Origin of the sequence: Acinetobacter sp. Ag2, assembly GCF_001005515.1 — a bacterium.
Classification (GTDB): domain Bacteria; phylum Pseudomonadota; class Gammaproteobacteria; order Pseudomonadales; family Moraxellaceae; genus Acinetobacter; species Acinetobacter bereziniae.
Window position 1 is genome coordinate 45,174 of sequence record NZ_LBNA01000055.1, and the last position, 18,931, is coordinate 64,104.

Sequence of the window (18,931 nt, forward strand, 5' to 3'; positions counted from 1 at the left end):
TATTCAATTATTCAATTATTCAATTATTCAATTATTCAATTATTCAATTATTCAATTATTCAATTATATACAAAAATAGATTCCATCCATCATTGGATTACTTTAACTTACTAATAGATTTAAACCTGTTAGAGGTAAAATATAGAGTTAATCCTTATTCCAACTATCTACATGTTCAGCCCACCATTGCATCATTGCTCTACGGTCACTTAGCCACTGAGCATGGTTGTAAGATGCTCTTGTTTTATTACTTGAAACATGGGCAAGTTGCATTTCAACCCAGTCCTTATTAAAACCATGCTCATTAGCCACTGTAGATGCTGTAGCTCTTAGATCATGCATGGTGAATTTTAACTTCATGTTTCGCAGGGCTGTATTCAATGTAGTTTTACCCATCATTTCTCCATCTTCTCCCGCAAATATATATACGCTATCAGGATAAAGCGAAAATTGCTCTTTAATGATTTCTATTGCTTGGTCAGATAACGGGACAACATGCGTTCTGTTTTTTTTCATATTACGCTTTCCAGCCAGAATATCAGTCTGTGATACTGCTGGGATAGTCCAAGTCTTATCTTTAAAATCAATATATTCCTTTTTACCTCGACGTATTTCAATGCTTCTAAGCCATGTATATGTTGCCGCTTTAATAGCATTTCTTGTACTAATAGAGCCACCGTATGTATTGAGCTTAGGCATAAGTTCACTTTTTTCAGATTCAGTTAATGGTCTGGCATGTGTTACTTCTGGATGCTTAATGTAACCTCTAAGGACGTAGGTAGGGTCAATAGAAATACGTTTTGTGATAATTGCATATTCCATGACTTCACCTATGATTTGTCTAACAAAAATTCCTTTAACTTCTCCTGTGCCTCTTCCTGATTTTTTTATTCTTGACATAGTGCTATCAAGCACAGTTTTAATATCAATAGAGTCAATCTCATGAATAGGTTTACTTCCAATAAGAGGGTAAACGTCTTTCTCAAAATAACTGCTTCGGCGTTGTTCCCACTCTTTGGACTGTTGAGTTTTACGGGAATTCATAAATTCACTAGCGACTAAATGGAATGTACCATTATTTGCTTTGATTGCTTCAAGGCGTTCATTTTTCTGGTGTCCTATTGGGTCTACTCCTTTGGCAAGTTGCTCTCGATACTCCATTGTTTTTAAGCGAGCATATGCTAAAGTAATTTCAGGATATTGACCGATTGTTAGCATTTTTGCTTTAGTAAGAAATCGGTAGCGATAACGCCAGAATTTGCTACCAGATGGGCGGACTTCTATACACAGTCCCGAATGATCAGCCACGCGGTATAATTCTTCACGTGGTTTTAATCTTTTGATTTTAAGGTCGTTTAGCATGTGATGTGAGTAACGCTATTTTAGAAAGTACTTACTCACAATCTTACTCACAAAAATTGGTAATTGCATGTATCAGGTTGTTATGGAAGGTTTGAATAAAAATATTTTTAAATCAATTGGTTAGTGTTTGATGTAATTTGTATTTACAGAAGGTGAGATTGTTAATTGGCATGATGTAAATCATTCTGATCTCAGATCATAAAAAAATCCCCGCCATTATGCGGGGATTTTTTTATGATCAGGGCGAGGTTTTGAATAAGGTTTGAATTTATTGGTGAAATAAAAATAGATACTGATGATTTATAAGAATAGTAGAGTTTAATTGTCTGCTTAAATCAATAATGGTATTTGGGTGTTGATCAAACATACATATTGAGAATGCTTTATTTTTATATAAAGGTTTAAAAATTACCTAAAAAGAATAATCACCCAAGTAAAGAAAATAATGGATTGCGCTACAAATTGAGCCGCACTTCCCATGTCTTTTGCATTCTTGGAAAGCGGGTGGCGTTCTAAAGATACTCGGTCAACCACAGCTTCAAGTGCTGAATTAAACAACTCAACAATGATGGCCAGTAAACATACCCCAATCATCAAGGCTTGTTCAACTGAGCTCACATTAAGAAAAAAAGTAATTGGGATTAATATTAGATTAATCCAAACGATCTGACGAAAAGCAGCTTCATTTTGATAAGCAGCTTTAAAACCCGCTAAAGAATAACCCGTAGCATTAAGAATGCGTTTAAAACCTGTTGTACCCTTAAATGGAGAATAATCACTCATAAATCAAAGCTGCTATATTTTTGAACAAGTGTATTATTTTAAACTTAAATGGGTATTAATTTTAAGCAAAAAATGCTCAGTTTAGAAAAAATAAAGCAAGCGATTGAAACGATTGCTTTATTTTAGTTGAATCTTAAAGTGTTATTTTAGAATAGGATTTGCTTTCCAGTAGGCATCTAGTGCTTTACGTCCCAAACCAGGGTCATCTGTAAATAGTCCATCAACTCCAGCTTTAAAATACATTTCATATTCTTTGTTGGCACCCGTTTCACAACGTTTTGCAGCATCCGCTTCTGCGCTACTACATTTTAAATTTGCTGCCAAAAAGTTATTTTCAGGTCGAAAAGTATAAGGATGCACTTTTAAGTTGACTGCATGCGCATCAGCAACAAAAGAAGATGGTGCAGTATAGCTATCATTAAAGATATAAGGTTTCCATGGACCTACGCCATCGGCATAGGTTGCGACTGTTTTTAAACCTTGTGCTGTTGCCATATCGCCGTATGTTGTTTTCAGACCTTGCGCAACATAATCTGCAGGGCTTGCTTTTTTGTCATCATAGAGCTGAATAATTTTGGCATGCTTTAATGTCTTGTAAAGTGTTAATTGTTCTTTAAAGTATTTGAGATTACTGACTTCAAAAGACTGTAAATAAATTGGGGCAATGTCACGCGTGTATTGATATTTCGCTAAAGTTTTCAATACAGGGTCTTCCATACTTAAATTGAGCTTTTGAAAATAAGTTGGATGTTTGGTTTCGATATACAAACCAATAATTTTTCCTGTTTTTTTGTAGTTTTTTTCTGCAAGTTCGATAATCTGTTCAAGGGTAGGAATATTGAATTGATCATTATATTGCGTATTGTTTGGGCGTAATGCTGGAATTCTTTCACGTGCTTTAATCAAATTTAATTCACTTGCATTGAAGTCTTCAGTAAACCAACCTGTTAAAGACACCCCATCAATAATTTTAGTTTTTTTGCGATCTGCAAATTGAGCTAAGGTGCTGACATTGGTGGTACCGCCAATTTCATTTTCATGACGTGCGACTAAAATACCATCTTTGGTTGAGACGAGATCAGGTTCAATAAAATCTGCACCATCGTCAATGGCTTTTTGATAACTTTCAAGTGTGTGTTCTGGACGTAAAGCACTTGCGCCGCGATGCCCAACAATAATAATCTTAGGCTCTTTATAATCAGGTGTTGTAACAATATTTGTTTTATCATCATTGCAAGCAGTTAAAAATATCATACTGCTGCTGATCAGCCATACTTTTTTATTCATTTTTCACTCAAATTATTGTCTAGAAATCGATCACAGTTTATGTGGTTAAATTGACATTGTGATGACATAAACAGGGGATTGAAGCAATTATTTATAGCGATGGTCTGTATACGATTAGGTGATCTCCACAGTTTCTTCATATTCAAGCTGATCATTCGGATTTCTGTTATTTTTTCTTGAGTTTTCGATCTAAGTCACAGAATATCAATATAAACGGAATTTAATGTTCAGCACGATCTTAACCACAATCATTTGGCACTGAAGCAAAACTAATGCTCTCTAAATTTTTTATTCAACGTCCTATTTTTGCCTGTGTCCTTGCGATTATCGTTATGGCTTTAGGCGTTTTTTCGGTTCTTAATTTGCCGATTGAGCGTTATCCAGATATTGCTCCACCACGGATTACAGTGTCAACAACTTATACTGGTGCAGACGCTGAAACTGTTGAAGAAAGTGTCACACAGGTTTTAGAGCAGCAAATTAAAGGTATTGATCACCTTTTATATTTCAGTTCAAGCAGTGATTCGTCTGGACGTGCTCGAATCAGTATTAGCTTTGAAAATGGAACTGATCCAGACACCGCTCAGGTTCAAGTACAAAATAGCATTAATGGCGTGTTAAATCGCTTGCCAGATGATGTTCAACGCCAAGGAGTGACAGTAAATAAATCACTCGGCGATACCTTTATGGTAGTGGGTTTATATGATGAAACAGGAAAAAGCAATAATATTGAACTCGGCGATTATCTCGCTGATCATATAGAACAAGAATTATCTCGTATTGAGGGTATTGGAGAGGTAGATGTATTTGGTTCGCAGTATGCAATGCGAATCTGGCTTAATCCAAATTTACTGCGACAGTATCAGCTGATGCCAAGCGATATTCGTAGCGCAATTGAAGCGCAGAATACACAGGTTGCTGCAGGTGGTGTTGGCGATTTGCCCGTTGCTTCAGATCAATATTTAAATGCAAAAGTGACCGCAGGCTCTCGTTTAAGAACTGTAGAAGAATTTAAAAATATTATTGTGAAATCCAATACTGATGGAAGCTATGTTTATTTAAAAGATGTTGCACGCGTTGAATTAGGCGCTGAAAATTATCAATCATTTAATACCATCAATGGCTATCCATCATCAGGGATGGGCATTTCTTTATCTTCCGGTGCCAACGCCTTAGCGACATCGGCATTGATTAAAGCAGAATTAGCCAAGATTTCTGAAAAGCTCCCACAAGGTTACAAGATTGTTTATCCACGAGATAACACACCGTTTGTTCAAGAGTCGATAAAAGAAGTTGTTAAAACATTGTTTGAAGCGATCGTTTTGGTTGTTTTGGTGATGTTTATTTTCCTACAAAGTTGGCGTGCCACACTCATTCCAACCATTACCGTACCGATCGTTATTTTAGGGACGTTTGCAGTACTGTTTGCACTGGGGATGAGTATTAATACACTGACCTTGTTTGCTTTAGTGTTGGCAATCGGCTTGCTGGTGGATGATGCCATCGTTGTCGTTGAAAATGTAGAGCGCTTGATGCATGAACAGGGCTTAACCGCAAAGCAAGCCTCTATTGAATCAATGCAAGAAATGACCGGTGCTTTGATTGGGATCACAGTCGTATTGACTGCTGTATTTATTCCAATGGCATTTTTTACTGGGTCGACTGGTGTAATTTACCGGCAGTTTTCAATCACATTGGTTGCAGCAATGGCATTGTCATTGGTGGTTGCATTGGTACTGACACCTGCATTATGTGCAATTATTTTAAAACCTAATCCTCAACCTATGCGTTGGGCGACTTGGTTTAACACCAAACTTGAAAACTTAAAACAGCGTTATATCAAACTTATTCAAAAAACTTTGAATTTAAAATGGGTGATTTTGACATTATTTTTCGGTTTAACTGTCGTTTTTGCACTTTTTTATCGCGCTTTACCCACCAGTTTTATTCCAAGTGAAGACCAAGGAATGCTCAGTGTACAGTTCCGTTTAGCAGATGGTGCACCGATGTCGAGTAGTCAGGTGGTTGGTGAAAATATACGCAAATACTTTTTGGAAAAAGAAAAGCAAAATGTCGATATTGTTCTGATTCGTTATGGTCGTAATTTCTCTGGTACAGGACAAAACCTAGGTACAGGTTTCGTTGCGCTCAAACATTGGGATGATCGTTCTGGTTCAGAAAATTCTGCGCAAGCGATTCGTGAGCGTGCGGTAAAGTATTTTAACAAGAATCCAAATGCTCGGATTACAGTGAGTTTGCCTGCTTCTGTGAATGGTTTGGGTGATAGTGATAGTTTAGAGTTTTGGATTCAGGATGTGAATGGTCAAGGGCGGAAATACCTTGATCAGCAGTTTAATGTTTTACAAACTCAAGCGAAACAATTCCTAACTTTTGAAAATTTAGATAAGAGGTCCAATCCAGACAAATCCAAGTTAAAAATTCATATTGATCAAAAACGGGCATTGGCAAATGGTTTAAGTCAAACAGCGATTAATAGTACCTTGTCAGCTGCATGGGGTGGTTCTTATGTGAATGACTTTATAGATCGTGGTCGTATTAAACGTGTCATGATGCAGGGTGATGCTGAGTTCCGCTCCAAACCTGAAGATTTAGAGGTATGGACTGTTCGTAATGCACAAAATCAAATGATTCCATTCAGTAATTTTTCGACCATTGCTTGGGAAGGTGGACCTGATGTCGTGAACCGCTTCCAAGGCTATACAGCCTTGCAAATGGAAGCCAATACCGCGCCGCATACCAGTTCTGGTCTGGCAATGAATGATATTCAGAAGTTGATTAGCCAACAACAGGGGATTGATGTCGCTTGGAGTGGTTTATCATTTGAAGAACAGAAATCCAGTAGCCAAGCATGGTTACTGTACTTAATCTCAATTGGATTCATTTTTCTATGTTTGGCTGCATTATATGAAAGCTGGTCTATTCCAACGGCTGTGATTGCTGCGATTCCTTTAGGGATTGGAGGAAATATTATTTTTAGTCAATTGGCAGGGTTCCCTAATGACATTTACTTTCAGATCGCTTTGCTGACGACAATTGGTCTGTCGTGTAAAAATGCCATTCTCATCGTCGAATTTGCAGCATTGGCGCAAGAAAAAGGCAAAACAGCGGTTGCAGCAGCACTCGAAGGTGCAGGACTACGTTTACGTCCAATTTTGATGACTTCATTGGCATTTGGTGCTGGGGTAATCCCTTTAGTGCTTGCTTTCGGTGCAGGCGCTGCAAGCCGCCAAGAAATTGGCGTAAGTGTACTGGGTGGTGTGATCTTTGGAACAGTTTTGGTGTTGCTGTTTATCCCATTTATGTATGTGCTGATTCGAAGCATTTTTAAGTCTAAAGTATCAACTGAATCGTAAAAGCATGATTTTAAAATTGAGCTATGTTCTAGATCTCTGCGCTTGTAAATCAATGTATCCATGAGTATACGCAGACGAGGTTAAACCAAGTCTGTGTATGATCTAGACGTCACTTGATAAATAGTCAAACTAAAATATATTTTGTTCAAATTAGAAAGTAATTTTAACAACAAAAAAGCGCTTTATTTTCCTAGCATTACAGTCCAGTATTTGTGCAAAAGCGTGATCAACTTTGGATTTTCTTATGCAATTCTCTTTAGAATTAATTTCAAAAATAGAAAAAGCTATTCAAAACCACCAATTTGATGTTATTGAACAACATTTTGATCAAATCAATGACGCTGATATAGCAAAATTGTTGAGTGATTTATCCTTAAGTGAGCAGGTGACATTGGTAGAACATCTGCCCAATGCTGCTTATATTCTTGAATTTTTATCATTAGATCAACAGCTTAAAATTGCTGAACATTTGCCAAAGCAGAACCTGATTCAAGTTCTTTCGCAGATGCATTCAGATGATCAGACGGATTTATTTAAATATTTACCTTATTCATTACAACAGTCTATCTATACTGAACTTAGTCCAGAAATCCAGCAGCAGATTCAACATCTAGCCAAATATCCAGAAGAGTCTGCTGGGGCAATCATGAGTTCAGATTATGTGGCAGTGTCACCAAAACTGAATATTACCCAAGCGATTGAACAAATCAGAAAGATCGCGAAAAATCGTGAAACAGTCTATCTCATCTATGTTGTAGATCCAGATCATAAACTTTTGGGTGTGGCTTCTTTACGTGAGATGATTTTGGCTGATCCTAATCAAAATATTACGGATGTTATGCGTACAGACTTGATCATGGGGGATGTAAACGAAGACCAAGAAAGTATTGCTGAAAAATTGCATTATTATGATTTTATTGCACTTCCTATTGTCGATCAGCAGCAACGTTTAGTGGGTATTGTGACCTATGATGATGCAATGGATATTGCGACTGAAGAGGCGACTGAAGACTTTTTAAAATCCAGTGCTGTAACTTCTTCTCCTAAAATGAGCATTAAAACAGCACCGATTCATTATCTTTATAAGAAACGTGTGTTTTGGTTGGTCATTTTGGTATTTGGCAGCTTATTGTCTGGATTTGGTATCGCACATTTTGAAGACATCATTGCCAAGAATATTGTTTTGGTGTTCTTTTTGCCTTTGCTTGTCGGAAGTGGGGGAAATGCTGGCTCTCAATCTGCAACCTTGATGGTTCGAGCTTTGGCAACTGGGGATGTTCATTTAAAAGATTGGTTATATCTGATTGGACGAGAGAGTTTAGTTGGATTATGTTTGGGCGGAACAATGGCGATTGCGGTCTCCATTCTTGGCTATTTTAGAGGGGATGCAATGGTCGCTTTGGTCCTCGCACTGAGTATGATGGGCATTGTATTGATGGGATGCTTAATTGGTATGAGTTTACCGTTCATCTTGAATCGTTTAAAGCTAGATCCAGCAAGCGCCTCGGCACCTTTGGTGACCTCAATCTGTGATGCAACTGGAGTGATTGTTTATTTATGCATTGCTTCGATTATTTTATAAGTATTTTCCGAGTATTTTAATTGGCGATATCTTTTTTCAGTTCTCGGCTGCTTGGGATTTCGGTATAGCGAAATACTTGGTAACCCGCTTGTATCAGCATGGCATCCCGTTGTGCATCGATATGTTCTTTACCAATATGACTGGGATCATCAAGTTCAATAATTGCAATCACTTCAAGTTGTGGGTTAAGCAGTACAAAGTCAGTGACTTTACGATTGAATTTGGAACGTAACTTGAATTGATCACAGTCAATTAAGGCACTAAAAGCAACTTGTGCAAGTACATGGTACTGGGGAAAAGTCTCATTCAAGCGCAAAAACATTTTCTGTTCAAACGGTGTAATCACACGCTTTGCATAATAATGTTGGCGTTGAAATAAATAGCGACCAAAGCAGGAAATCAGCAAAGCAATTGTTGCAATACAGCCGATAAATAAAAATAAAGCCTGATAAGAATCAAATGACATAAATCAAACAGTATGCGATAGGCAAGAAAAAACCCACTCAAATCTGAGTGGGTTTTTAGAATTTGGCTCTCCAACCTGGGCTCGAACCAGGGACCTGCGGATTAACAGTCCGTCGCTCTACCGACTGAGCTATTGGAGAATCTGGAACGCATTTTAGGGAGGAAATGCAGATGGGTCAAGGAAAAATTGTTAAATTCATCATAAAAATGCATTATTTGCTAAATATTTGATCATTTTAAATAAAAATAAAGAAATTCATAGATTTGTTTAAAACTTTATTTGACTTCATTCGCGTCAGTGTTTGACTTCAACTGTAGATGAATCAAACCATCTTTGAGCAGGCTTGATTTTTTGCAATCTATTTGTCAGCACTGCTTTACGTTTTATTTATATGTAACCTGAGTTCGATGTAATTGAATCTTCAACTCATTGAAAAATGATAAATCTCTATGGATTCTTGCTACCTTTTCATCCAATTTTAGAATGAGGAGCGGAGCTCCGAAGCGCAACCATCAATAGCGTTTCATTTCTCTTGATCAATAAAATGAAAGCGATCAATAGATTGTTTGATGATCTAAAGCTTGCACTGCCACGCTTTAGTGCTAAAGTTTAAATTGTTTTGCGTAGGCGATGCTTCACTTTTCAGAGATGAAAAGTGACAAAAATCTTTCGTTGAGCGAGGGGTACATCCTCATACCCCCCGCTCAACATGGCGACATCCATGTCGCTTCAAGATAGCAAGACCATCTATGATTGAAAAGTACAAAATAAATGAATCATCCAAATCACTTGTATGAATAATCAGGCGGTTTGGATGTATCATCTTTCATCAAGGATTTTTATCGAACTCAGGTTATATGTAGGATTTGTCTTTGAAGTAACATCAAATTTTAAGCATAAAAAAGCCCACTTCATCATGAGTGGGCTTTTTCGAATCTGGCTCTTCCACCTGGGCTCGAACCAGGGACCTGCGGATTAACAGTCCGTCGCTCTACCGACTGAGCTATGGAAGAATAGATGGCTCTCCAACCTGGGCTCGAACCAGGGACCTGCGGATTAACAGTCCGTCGCTCTACCGACTGAGCTATTGGAGAATCTGATGCGCATTTTATGGATGAAAGCCAAAGTGGTCAAGTGAAATTATACCAAAAGCATCTTAAATGTTTTTTTATTGTCCGAATTTAAATAATTTGTATATATATTGATTATTTTTAAAGTTTTCTAAATCTTTTTCAGAGATTAAGCTTTCGTATGCTTGGGGATGTTGTTGTAGCTGTAGAATACTTTCAATCCGTTTGGAAGCTTTCTTTCGAGCTAATGCACTAAAAATAATCGCAATTTCTAAGATTTGGTTATTTTTAAAAAGAAAGTTGGAAGACAAGAATAAGTTTTTGACAGGATAAGGTTTTTTTCTCAAAGCATGTTGCTGCATGATTTGATTACTCAAACTTAATTCAAGTTCATAACACATTCCAAAGGAAAAACCGCGATGTTCTTGCTGTATTTTACGCATGCTTAATGCGGAAATTTTTTCATAGTCCACAGTCATGTTGATTGCAGGCATTTGAATTTGACAAAAATCACTGTGAAAACACAGCTGTGGTCTTCCATATTTGATCAGTAGATACAGTGCAACAAGTTCAAATAATAAAATAAACAGCCATAACAGCAGCACGAAAATAAAAGTAAAGGTGATGTAGTCTGAATGCGCGATATATAGATAAAAAGGAATCTGTAGCGTAGTCAGAATGACATAGCCAGCAATGATTTTTATTGGATCTGCTTTTATTGTGTATGTCGTATTAATCATGAAAATATAAAAATAGAATGACATAAAAAAGCCATTCTAATCAGAATGGCTCTTTGGCAAAATAAAATTATTCAATCTTATTTTTCAACACCAGCTGCTTGACCAGCATATTTTGCATTTGCATAGTCCCAGTTCACTAAGCTTTCTAAGAAAGTTGAAATGTATTTTGGACGAGCATTACGGAAGTCGATGTAATAAGCATGTTCCCAAACATCAATTGTTAATACCGCAACTTTGCCATGAGCAAGTGGAGTATCTGCATTTGATGTTTTAAGAATAGAAAGCTCACCGTTTACTTTGTCAGCAACGAGCCATGCCCAACCTGAACCGAATTGAGTTGTTGCAGCAGCTGCAAACTCTTCAGCAAATTTTTCGTAAGAACCGAAAGCTTCATCAATTTTAGCTGCTAAAGCACCTGTTGCTTTACCACCACCGTTTTTAGCCATACAGTTCCAGTAGAACGTGTGGTTCCAAACTTGAGCAGCATTGTTGAATACACCTGCTTTAGATGCATCGCCAGCAACAGCAACAATGATCTCTTCTAAAGTTTTACCTTCAAGATCAGTACCCGCGATTAAGTTGTTTAAGTTGACAACATAAGTATTGTGGTGCTTGTCGTGATGGTATTCTAAAGTTTCTTTGCTGATGTGCGGCGCAAGATCTTCGTAGCCGTATGGTAGAGCAGGTAAAGTAATGGTTGTCATGTTTTAAATTCCTTGCATTGAGCTGGGTTTTAACATTTAAGTGGCTTTATTGTAATAGATTCTTCGCGCAATAGGGCATGATGTTAAATAACAATACACAATTTATTTCGATTTAATACGTATATAGACAATTAAAAAAGACAGTGAAGATTTTCTTGAAAAAGTATCAAGTCATTTTAAAAAAATAATGAAATGATACTTTTATTGAGGTTAAATTGGATTATTTAACTCAAAATATTCAGATTCAATATTGAACTGTTCTGCAATCGCTTTGGCTAATTCTTGCACGCCATAACGTTCAGTTGCATGATGACCACATGCATAGTAGTGAACATTCAATTCTTTGGCTTCATAAAAAGTACGTTCACTGACTTCACCTGAGATATAGGCATCACAGTCCATCGCTGCGGCTTTTGCAATATAATCCTGCGCACCTCCAGTGCAAAAACCTACTTTTTGAATCTGGGTTTTTGCTGCATCAAGGTGAATCGTATCAAAACCTAATTTTGTCGTGAGAAGTTGTTTAAACGTTTCAGGTGAGAGCGGATTTTTTAAATAACCGATATTGCCAATCGGATTGCGTTCATGAGGGTCCAAAGCTTCAATATTGTCCAAACCTAATATTTGAGCAATCATCGCATTATTGCCCAATATTGGATGTGAGTCTAAGGGCAAATGATAGCCGACAAGAGAAATATCATTTTGAATGAGACTTTTGATGCGTTTTCCTCGCATCCCTGTAATTGGGTAAGGTTCACCTTTCCAGAAATATCCATGATGGACCAATAACAGGTCCGCTTTTTTTTCAATGGCGGCATCAATTGCATCTTGTGAAGCTGTGACTGCACAAAGAATTTTCTTTACTTCAGATTTTCCTTCAATTTGTAAACCGTTAGGCGCGTAGTCTTTAAATTCAGGTGATTTTAAGGTTTGATCACACCACAGAATAATATCTTTAAGTAAAGCCATGAATAACCTTTTATGAAAATAGAGTAATTGAAGAATACCAAAACACATTTTAAACTGTAACTAAAGCTGAACAAAACTCTTTGTATTTTTTATGTTTCTTTATTGAATTGCTTTACAATATACAAATTGCTTTTGCATCAACGAATTAAAAAATTCTTAGAGGAATAAAAACGTGCGGCGTTCATTTACTTGGCTCCCTTGGGTTTTACTAATATTGGTAATTATTTGTTTTGTCGTATGGCAGAAACTTCAACAACCCAAAGCGCCGATTGCAGCGGATGGCGTAAAGATGCCGGCGGAGAAAGTAGAGCCGTTGGTTAATACGTCTAGAACAGGTGGTGTGGTGTCGTACAGTGCTGCTGTTAAAGTTGCAGCGCCTGCGGTGGTCAATATTTTTACCACCCAAAAAGTAAAACAGAATCATCCATTGCTTAATGATCCCGCATTTCGAGAGTTTTTTGGTAATCAGATTCCTGAACAGAATCAAAACCAGAATGAAAATAGCTTGGGGTCTGGGGTAATTGTCCGTCCAGATGGCTACATTTTGACGAATAACCATGTGATTGCGCAAGCAGATCAAATTGTTGTTGCCTTGCAAGATGGACGCCGTGCCGAAGCAACTGTGATTGGAACAGATCCAGATACAGATTTGGCAGTCATTAAAATTGGTTTAAAAGATTTGCCTGTATTGCCGTTTAAATTGAGTGGTAATGAGGTGGGTGATGTTGTCTTGGCAATTGGTAATCCATTTGGGGTGGGGCAAACTGTGACTCAAGGGATTATCTCTGCAACGGGGCGTTCTGATCTTGGAATCAATACTTATGAAGATTTTATTCAAACAGATGCAGCGATTAATCCAGGTAACTCTGGTGGCGCATTGATTGATGTTGCTGGGAATTTGATTGGTGTAAATACTGCAATTTTCTCACAGTCAGGTGGATCTTTAGGCATTGGTTTTGCAATCCCTGCAAAAATTTGCCAGCAAATACTCAATTCGATTTTAAAAGATGGTCGAGTGATTCGTGGCTGGATGGGGATTAGTTTAGTTCCACCGACACAAGAAGATGTGTTACAACCTCGTCAACCTGGTGTAGTTGTTGCCGATGTATTGAAACGAGGTCCAGCGGCAGAAGCAGGAATTAAAGTCGGTGACCGTATTGTGAAAGTCAATAATGAAGACATTACATCGACTTCACATTTGATTAATTATGTCGCTTTACAAGCACCAAATACTGAAATTCAAGTGGAAGTTGTACGTGGCGATCAAAAAGTGAATTTAACAGTTAAAGTGGGTGAACGAAAAGTTGTGAATAATGACTCACAATTTATTCCACTTCCAAAACGTTAATTTTAATGCATAAAAGCTCTGATATTTCAGGGCTTTTTTTATGTTCTCAAGGTGATCAAAATAGTGCAATAAAAACAAGTTTTTTCATTAAAGCCAATTTATGGCATGTTGATCACATTGGGCTTTACCAAAACTTCCATTTCGGCTTGTGAGGCCAATTGGCACAAGGATTTGGGAATAAGGTATAAATTTTGACAAATTCGTCTTCTGTAAGTTTTCCGTCATTGTTTTCATCTAGATATTTAAATAGTTTAGTGTTTTTATCTTTGCCTTGAAACTGTCGGTCATCTGGCCAAGGGTATGGGGCAAAGTCTGTAACTTTTAAAAACTCATTGAGTTCAAACGTATTATTTTTATTTGAATCATAAGTTTTATAAAATCCCTCCCAATCCATGGAAGCAGGTTCACAACCAAAGCTTGCAGTGCTCAATGTACTGAGAGTCATGAGCGTTGCATATATTATTTTATTCATTGTTCTACTCTATTTACATGGTTATGTGAAATATAAATATATCATTCAACTTTTCAAAGCAATTTAATAATCATGATTTTCTGATACTAATGGCTATGACAGAGATCATTATCACTGGTTTGGGTCTCTTTTATTTGGCGAAGATAAACAAAAACCAGCGCCTAAGCGCTGGTTTTGATGAACTAAACATTACCGATTTGATTAGCTTTCTTGTTGGATACCTGCCACTAACCAATCTTGGTTAGAACCCGCAGGTTTTACAAAGTGCCATACTTCAGAGAATGGTGCAGGCAGACTATTTAAATCTTCACTGACTGTACCAGTAAAACGAACACTTACCACATATTGACCATTTTCAGTTGCACTATCGACCACCAATGCATTTAAGTTCGAAAACTCAGCAACATCTTGATCTTGGTTCGCCATGATATCGTTATACATGGACTGATAAAGATCAGGTGTTAAGTAGCGTTGAATTTCTGCAATGTTACTGACAGAGTTCATCGATTGAATATGATTAAAACGTTGGCGTGCTACACGTAAGAAAGCAGCAGGTTCAGTACCATCAGGAAGCTGATTGCCACTTTGCATTGATGCTGCACCAAAAGGCGCTTGAGGCGCAGCACCACCATTGACAGACTGACCAAAAATATTGGTATTGTCTGAATTACGTGCTGTATTATTTTGACCAAATGGCGCAGATGTAGGACCTGACGTATTTGGTGCATAAGGATTATTGCCCGCTAATTTTTTTTTAGCGCCGAATTTACGGAACAAGAAGAATGCAGCACCCGCGATCAAGATCAACCAAATCCAGCTCGGGATTCCACCTTTTTTCTCTTCTTGCTGAGCTGCTTGTTGTTTGGCTAATTCAGCATCATTGGTCTGAGCTTGTGAATTCCCATTGTTGTTGTCAGCCATTGCATTGGCAGCAATTGCACCCACTGCCGCACCAGCCACACCAGCAGCAACCATTTTACCGACACCAGAGCCTGACTTTTGCTGACCCGCTTGAGCTGGCATTGGTTGTTGAGCAGGCGTAACTTGTCGAGGTTGAGAATAAGACTGACTTGAACTCGAAGAACGGCTCATGCCATGGCTTTTACCACCACCCGCACGTTTTGCTTCGGCTAAAGGTGCTACAGCCAAAGTTGCCATTAAAATACCTGCGATCAAGCCGCGCTGTCGAACTTCCATTGAATGTACCTATTTAAAAATATGTTTATGAGTATGAAAGCAAGATTATGAGGCTTTGCTTTTCATATCTGTATTTATGCAGTCTTTTGACTAGAATTTCAATGTTTTTGAGATTTATTTGTGCATATATTCACATAATCATAACGAATATATTGATAGCTTGATGGATTGGAACTTGTTTTTTCTAATGCATTGAAATAATTGAAAAGTCTTGATTTAAAGATGTTTTATCATATTGGTGGAATTGTTCAATTCAAAAGCATTCAGCCTGATCAATTCTGTATCTTGATTCTCATCGTGCCATGAGTTTAACCGTGCAACTGATCGTTAAAACAAACAGCTGCACGTTTTTTCTCAATCCAAGTATTTTTAGAGTTAACAGTCAGTGCATTTGATATTCAACAATATTAACTGACTTAGCAACACAGCGTACTTGCCGATCTCAAGCGACTTCGTCACTCAATTGCATCGCCTCAGTAAGTGCCTCATGTAAACGAGCAACAGCAATCACCTGTACACCTGCAATTGGTTTTTGTGGAGCATTGCCTCTTGGTACAATGATGTACTTGAAACCGTGTTTAATGGCTTCTTTAAGACGTTCTTGTCCATTGGGAACAGGGCGTATTTCTCCAGATAGCCCCACCTCGCCAAAAACAGCCAATTGTTGAGGCAATGCTTTAGAACGTAGACTGGACGCGCAAGCCAACAGGACCGCCAAATCTGAACCTGTTTCAGTAATCTTTAATCCACCCACCACATTGACGTAGACATCTTGCCCTGAAGTTTGTACACCACCATGACGATGCATAACGGCAAGTAGCATGTTTAAACGGTTTTGTTCTAGACCGAGTGCGACTCGACGCGGTTGTCCATGTGCATCATCAACCAACGCTTGAACTTCGACCAACAAGGGTCGTGTACCTTCACGACTGATCATGACCACAGAACCTGGGATGGCTTCATCATAACGGCTTAGAAAAATAGCAGATGGGTTTGCAACTTCTTTTAAGCCTTTATCTGTCATACCAAATACGCCCAATTCGTTAACCGCACCAAAACGGTTTTTCACTGCGCGAATCATACGGTAGCGAGAATCTGACTGCCCTTCAAAGTACAATACGCAGTCGACCATATGTTCGAGAACTCGCGGTCCGGCGAGTGAACCTTCTTTGGTGACATGACCAACAATGAATAGGGCGGTACCACTATTTTTTGCAAAACGAGTTAAAAGTGCAGCTGATTCACGAATTTGTGATACGCCACCGGGTGCAGACTGTAAGGTTTCGGTATATAAGGTTTGGATAGAATCTAGTATGGCAACAGCCGGACGCAATTGTGCCAAGGTGTCACAGATTCTTTCAACACAGGTTTCAGCCATGACCTGTAATTTATCTGTGGCTAAGTCCAGACGGTTTGCACGTAAGGCGACTTGAGAAAGTGATTCTTCACCTGTGACATAAAGTGCGGAGCTGTTCGCTGCAGCCATGTGGGTTGCTGTTTGCAAAAGAATCGTTGATTTACCAATACCTGGATCACCACCGATCAATACCACAGAACCCGTAACCAACCCGCCACCGAGTACTCGATCAAATTCTCCAATTCCTGTTCCTAAACGCGTTTCATTGGAAACAGTGATTTGATTTAACAGTGTTACATTGGCTGCTTGTCCAGCATATCCCCCTCCCATCGGTTTTGCTCGATGTGATACCACAGGTTCAATACGGACTTCAGTCAGAGAATTCCATTCACCACAGTCTGAACATTGACCTGCCCATTTTGGATGGTCTGTACCACATTGTTCACAACGATAAACAGTTTTGACTTTGCCCATTTTGAGTGCATATACCTTTTCAATGATGTGCTGAATGTACCAATAGCGACATTGAAATACAATTTTTTGCACAACATCTCGCCAAAAACAATTTTGGCACGTAAACTGCAAAATGAAGGAACGGTAAAAATAAGAAAGGTAAGGAATAGTCTATTGACTATTTAATAAGCTAAAAGATGGAAAATCCTAGATAATTAGGCGTATCTATTGAAAAAGGCTTTTTTATTTTTTTTGTTTTAAGCTACTTTTGTAAAACAAATCTGAGAGAAGAATATAACAATGTCAAATGAAAACCTCAGTTCTTCTGCGGAAACAGGTGAACTATCTAGAAGTTTATCAAATCGCCATCTTCAATTAATTGCAATTGGTGGTGCGATTGGGACAGGATTATTCATGGGGTCAGGGAAGACAATTAGTCTTGCAGGACCTTCAATATTATTTATCTACATGATCATTGGTTTGATGGTGTTTTTCGTCATGCGTGCGCTGGGGGAATTGCTACTATCAAACTTGCAATACAAGTCATTTATCGACTTTTCAACAGATTTAATCGGTCCTTGGGCAGGTTATTTTGTAGGATGGACGTATTGGTTGTGTTGGATCACCATCGGTATCGCAGATTTATCTGCCATTATCTACTATTTACAGTTCTTTAATAACGGCGTGGCATTTACACCAACCGAAGGCGCGATGATCAGTGTTGCTGCCATTTTCTTTATTATGGGATTGAACCTCGTTACTGTAAAACTGTTTGGTGAACTCGAATTCTGGTTTGCGTTGATTAAGATTATTGCCATCGTGGTACTGATTTTAGTTGGACTCTGGATGATTTTTACGGGCTTTACTTCAGCTGCTACAGGTCAAGTCGCATCCTTTACTCATTTATGGGATCACGGAGGCATGTTCCCTAAAGGGTTTGAAGGCTTTTTAGCGGGTTTCCAGATTGCAATTTTTGCCTTTGTTGGGGTAGAGCTTGTAGGAACGACAGCTGCTGAAACTAAAGATCCTGAAAAGAATTTACCTAAAGCAGTCAACTCGATTCCAATTCGTATTATTTTCTTCTACGTCTTGGCTTTGGTTATCGTCATGTCCGTGACACCTTGGGATCAAATTGACCCTAAAGTCAGCCCATTTGTAAACTTATTTAGTCAAGCGGGTATTGCTGCAGCAGCGATCATCATGAACTTGGTGGTACTGTCATCAGTTATGTCTTCAATGAATAGTGGTGTGTTTTCAACCAGTCGTATGTTGTTTGGACTTTCTCGTGAAGATCAAGGTCCAAAAGCATTTGGTTTGCTCAATCGCCGTGCTGTTCCAGCCAACGCTTTATATTTCTCTGGCGTGTGTTTGCTGGGGGGGGCTGCATTACAGTATTTCGTACCAAATACAGTTGAAGCGTTCACTTTAGCAACGACACTTTCAACGATTTTATTCATTCTCGTATGGATTATTATCCTGTGGAGTTACTTGGTATATTACAAAACACGTCCAGAACTTCATGCAAAATCCGTATTTAAATTGCCGGGTGGACCTCTGACTTGCTATGTGGTGATTATTTTCTTCATTGGAACAATTGGTATCCTCGCTTTAGAGCCAGATACTTTGAAATCATTGATGGTCAGCCCAATTTGGTTAATTATCCTTGCGATTGGCTATTTCTGTTTTTATAAGAAAAAACAGTAATTAGCTATTTCAAAGATACTCATAAGAAAACGCCAGTAATGTACTGGCGTTTTTTTTATTCTC

14 protein-coding genes and 3 tRNA genes are annotated in these 18,931 nt (G+C 38.2%); 4 read left to right on the top strand and 13 right to left on the bottom strand.

Translation table 11 applies throughout. The features are described 5' to 3' along the window. Window positions 1–147: 147 nt before the first annotated feature. The 3 genes from AAV97_RS15350 to AAV97_RS15360 form a co-directional block, all read right to left on the bottom strand. Complete coding sequence (locus AAV97_RS15350) at window positions 148–1,362, bottom strand: tyrosine-type recombinase/integrase (RefSeq protein WP_046760996.1); 1,215 nt, start codon at window positions 1,360–1,362, stop codon at window positions 148–150. Window positions 1,363–1,770: 408 nt separating this feature from the next. Continuing rightward, window positions 1,771–2,145 (bottom strand): diacylglycerol kinase, encoded by a 375-nt coding sequence (locus AAV97_RS15355; protein ID WP_005030695.1) that lies wholly within the window; start codon window positions 2,143–2,145, stop codon window positions 1,771–1,773. Window positions 2,146–2,286: 141 nt separating this feature from the next. Next, the gene (locus AAV97_RS15360; RefSeq protein ID WP_046760997.1) at window positions 2,287–3,432 is read right to left on the bottom strand and encodes a glycerophosphodiester phosphodiesterase; all 1,146 of its coding nucleotides are present in this window, start codon (window positions 3,430–3,432) and stop codon (window positions 2,287–2,289) included. Window positions 3,433–3,704: 272 nt separating this feature from the next. Here AAV97_RS15360 and AAV97_RS15365 point away from each other — a divergent pair, with 272 nt between their 5' ends. Together AAV97_RS15365 and mgtE are read left to right on the top strand one after the other, a co-directional pair. Continuing rightward, window positions 3,705–6,806, top strand: a complete 3,102-nt coding sequence (locus tag AAV97_RS15365; protein ID WP_046760998.1) for a multidrug efflux RND transporter permease subunit — start codon at window positions 3,705–3,707, stop codon at window positions 6,804–6,806. Window positions 6,807–7,050: 244 nt separating this feature from the next. Beyond that, on the top strand, window positions 7,051–8,388 hold the full coding sequence (mgtE, locus tag AAV97_RS15370) for a magnesium transporter (RefSeq protein WP_042086729.1): 1,338 nt from the start codon (window positions 7,051–7,053) through the stop codon (window positions 8,386–8,388). Window positions 8,389–8,404: 16 nt separating this feature from the next. Here mgtE and AAV97_RS15375 read toward each other — a convergent pair whose 3' ends face one another. The 7 genes from AAV97_RS15375 to AAV97_RS15405 all read right to left on the bottom strand — a co-directional run bounded on the left by AAV97_RS15375 (window position 8,405) and on the right by AAV97_RS15405 (window position 12,337). Further along, window positions 8,405–8,854: a DUF2726 domain-containing protein gene (locus AAV97_RS15375; RefSeq protein ID WP_046760999.1), complete on the bottom strand. Its 450-nt coding sequence runs from the start codon at window positions 8,852–8,854 to the stop codon at window positions 8,405–8,407. 63 nt (window positions 8,855–8,917) lie between these two features. Continuing rightward, window positions 8,918–8,993, bottom strand: a tRNA-Asn gene (locus tag AAV97_RS15380). Between the two features lie 798 nt (window positions 8,994–9,791). Beyond that, window positions 9,792–9,867, bottom strand: a tRNA-Asn gene (locus tag AAV97_RS15385). 5 nt (window positions 9,868–9,872) lie between these two features. Then, window positions 9,873–9,948, bottom strand: a tRNA-Asn gene (locus AAV97_RS15390). A 74-nt stretch (window positions 9,949–10,022) separates the two neighbouring features. Then, window positions 10,023–10,688 carry a hypothetical protein gene (locus AAV97_RS15395; RefSeq protein ID WP_046761000.1) on the bottom strand — a complete coding sequence of 222 codons (666 nt, stop codon included), beginning with the start codon at window positions 10,686–10,688 and terminating at the stop codon, window positions 10,023–10,025. A 53-nt stretch (window positions 10,689–10,741) separates the two neighbouring features. After that, entirely contained in the window at window positions 10,742–11,368 is a 627-nt protein-coding gene (locus AAV97_RS15400) for a superoxide dismutase (protein WP_004828430.1), read from the bottom strand. 210 nt (window positions 11,369–11,578) lie between these two features. After that, complete coding sequence (locus tag AAV97_RS15405) at window positions 11,579–12,337, bottom strand: Nif3-like dinuclear metal center hexameric protein (RefSeq protein WP_046761001.1); 759 nt, start codon at window positions 12,335–12,337, stop codon at window positions 11,579–11,581. Between the two features lie 172 nt (window positions 12,338–12,509). Between AAV97_RS15405 and AAV97_RS15410 the strand changes: the two genes are divergently transcribed. Continuing rightward, on the top strand, window positions 12,510–13,685 hold the full coding sequence (locus AAV97_RS15410; protein ID WP_004828434.1) for a S1C family serine protease: 1,176 nt from the start codon (window positions 12,510–12,512) through the stop codon (window positions 13,683–13,685). A 124-nt stretch (window positions 13,686–13,809) separates the two neighbouring features. On the opposite strand, the gene AAV97_RS15415 is transcribed toward AAV97_RS15410, so the two are convergent. The 3 genes from AAV97_RS15415 to radA all read right to left on the bottom strand — a co-directional run bounded on the left by AAV97_RS15415 (window position 13,810) and on the right by radA (window position 17,185). Further along, window positions 13,810–14,157: an EF-hand domain-containing protein gene (locus AAV97_RS15415; RefSeq protein ID WP_035301228.1), complete on the bottom strand. Its 348-nt coding sequence runs from the start codon at window positions 14,155–14,157 to the stop codon at window positions 13,810–13,812. Window positions 14,158–14,358: 201 nt separating this feature from the next. Continuing rightward, entirely contained in the window at window positions 14,359–15,354 is a 996-nt protein-coding gene (locus AAV97_RS15420) for a Tim44 domain-containing protein (protein WP_004828437.1), read from the bottom strand. Window positions 15,355–15,796: 442 nt separating this feature from the next. Further along, window positions 15,797–17,185: a DNA repair protein RadA gene (gene radA, locus AAV97_RS15425; RefSeq protein WP_010591196.1), complete on the bottom strand. Its 1,389-nt coding sequence runs from the start codon at window positions 17,183–17,185 to the stop codon at window positions 15,797–15,799. Between the two features lie 279 nt (window positions 17,186–17,464). Here radA and AAV97_RS15430 point away from each other — a divergent pair, with 279 nt between their 5' ends. Further along, on the top strand, window positions 17,465–18,868 hold the full coding sequence (locus tag AAV97_RS15430) for an amino acid permease (RefSeq protein ID WP_005030677.1): 1,404 nt from the start codon (window positions 17,465–17,467) through the stop codon (window positions 18,866–18,868). Window positions 18,869–18,931 lie beyond the last annotated feature (63 nt).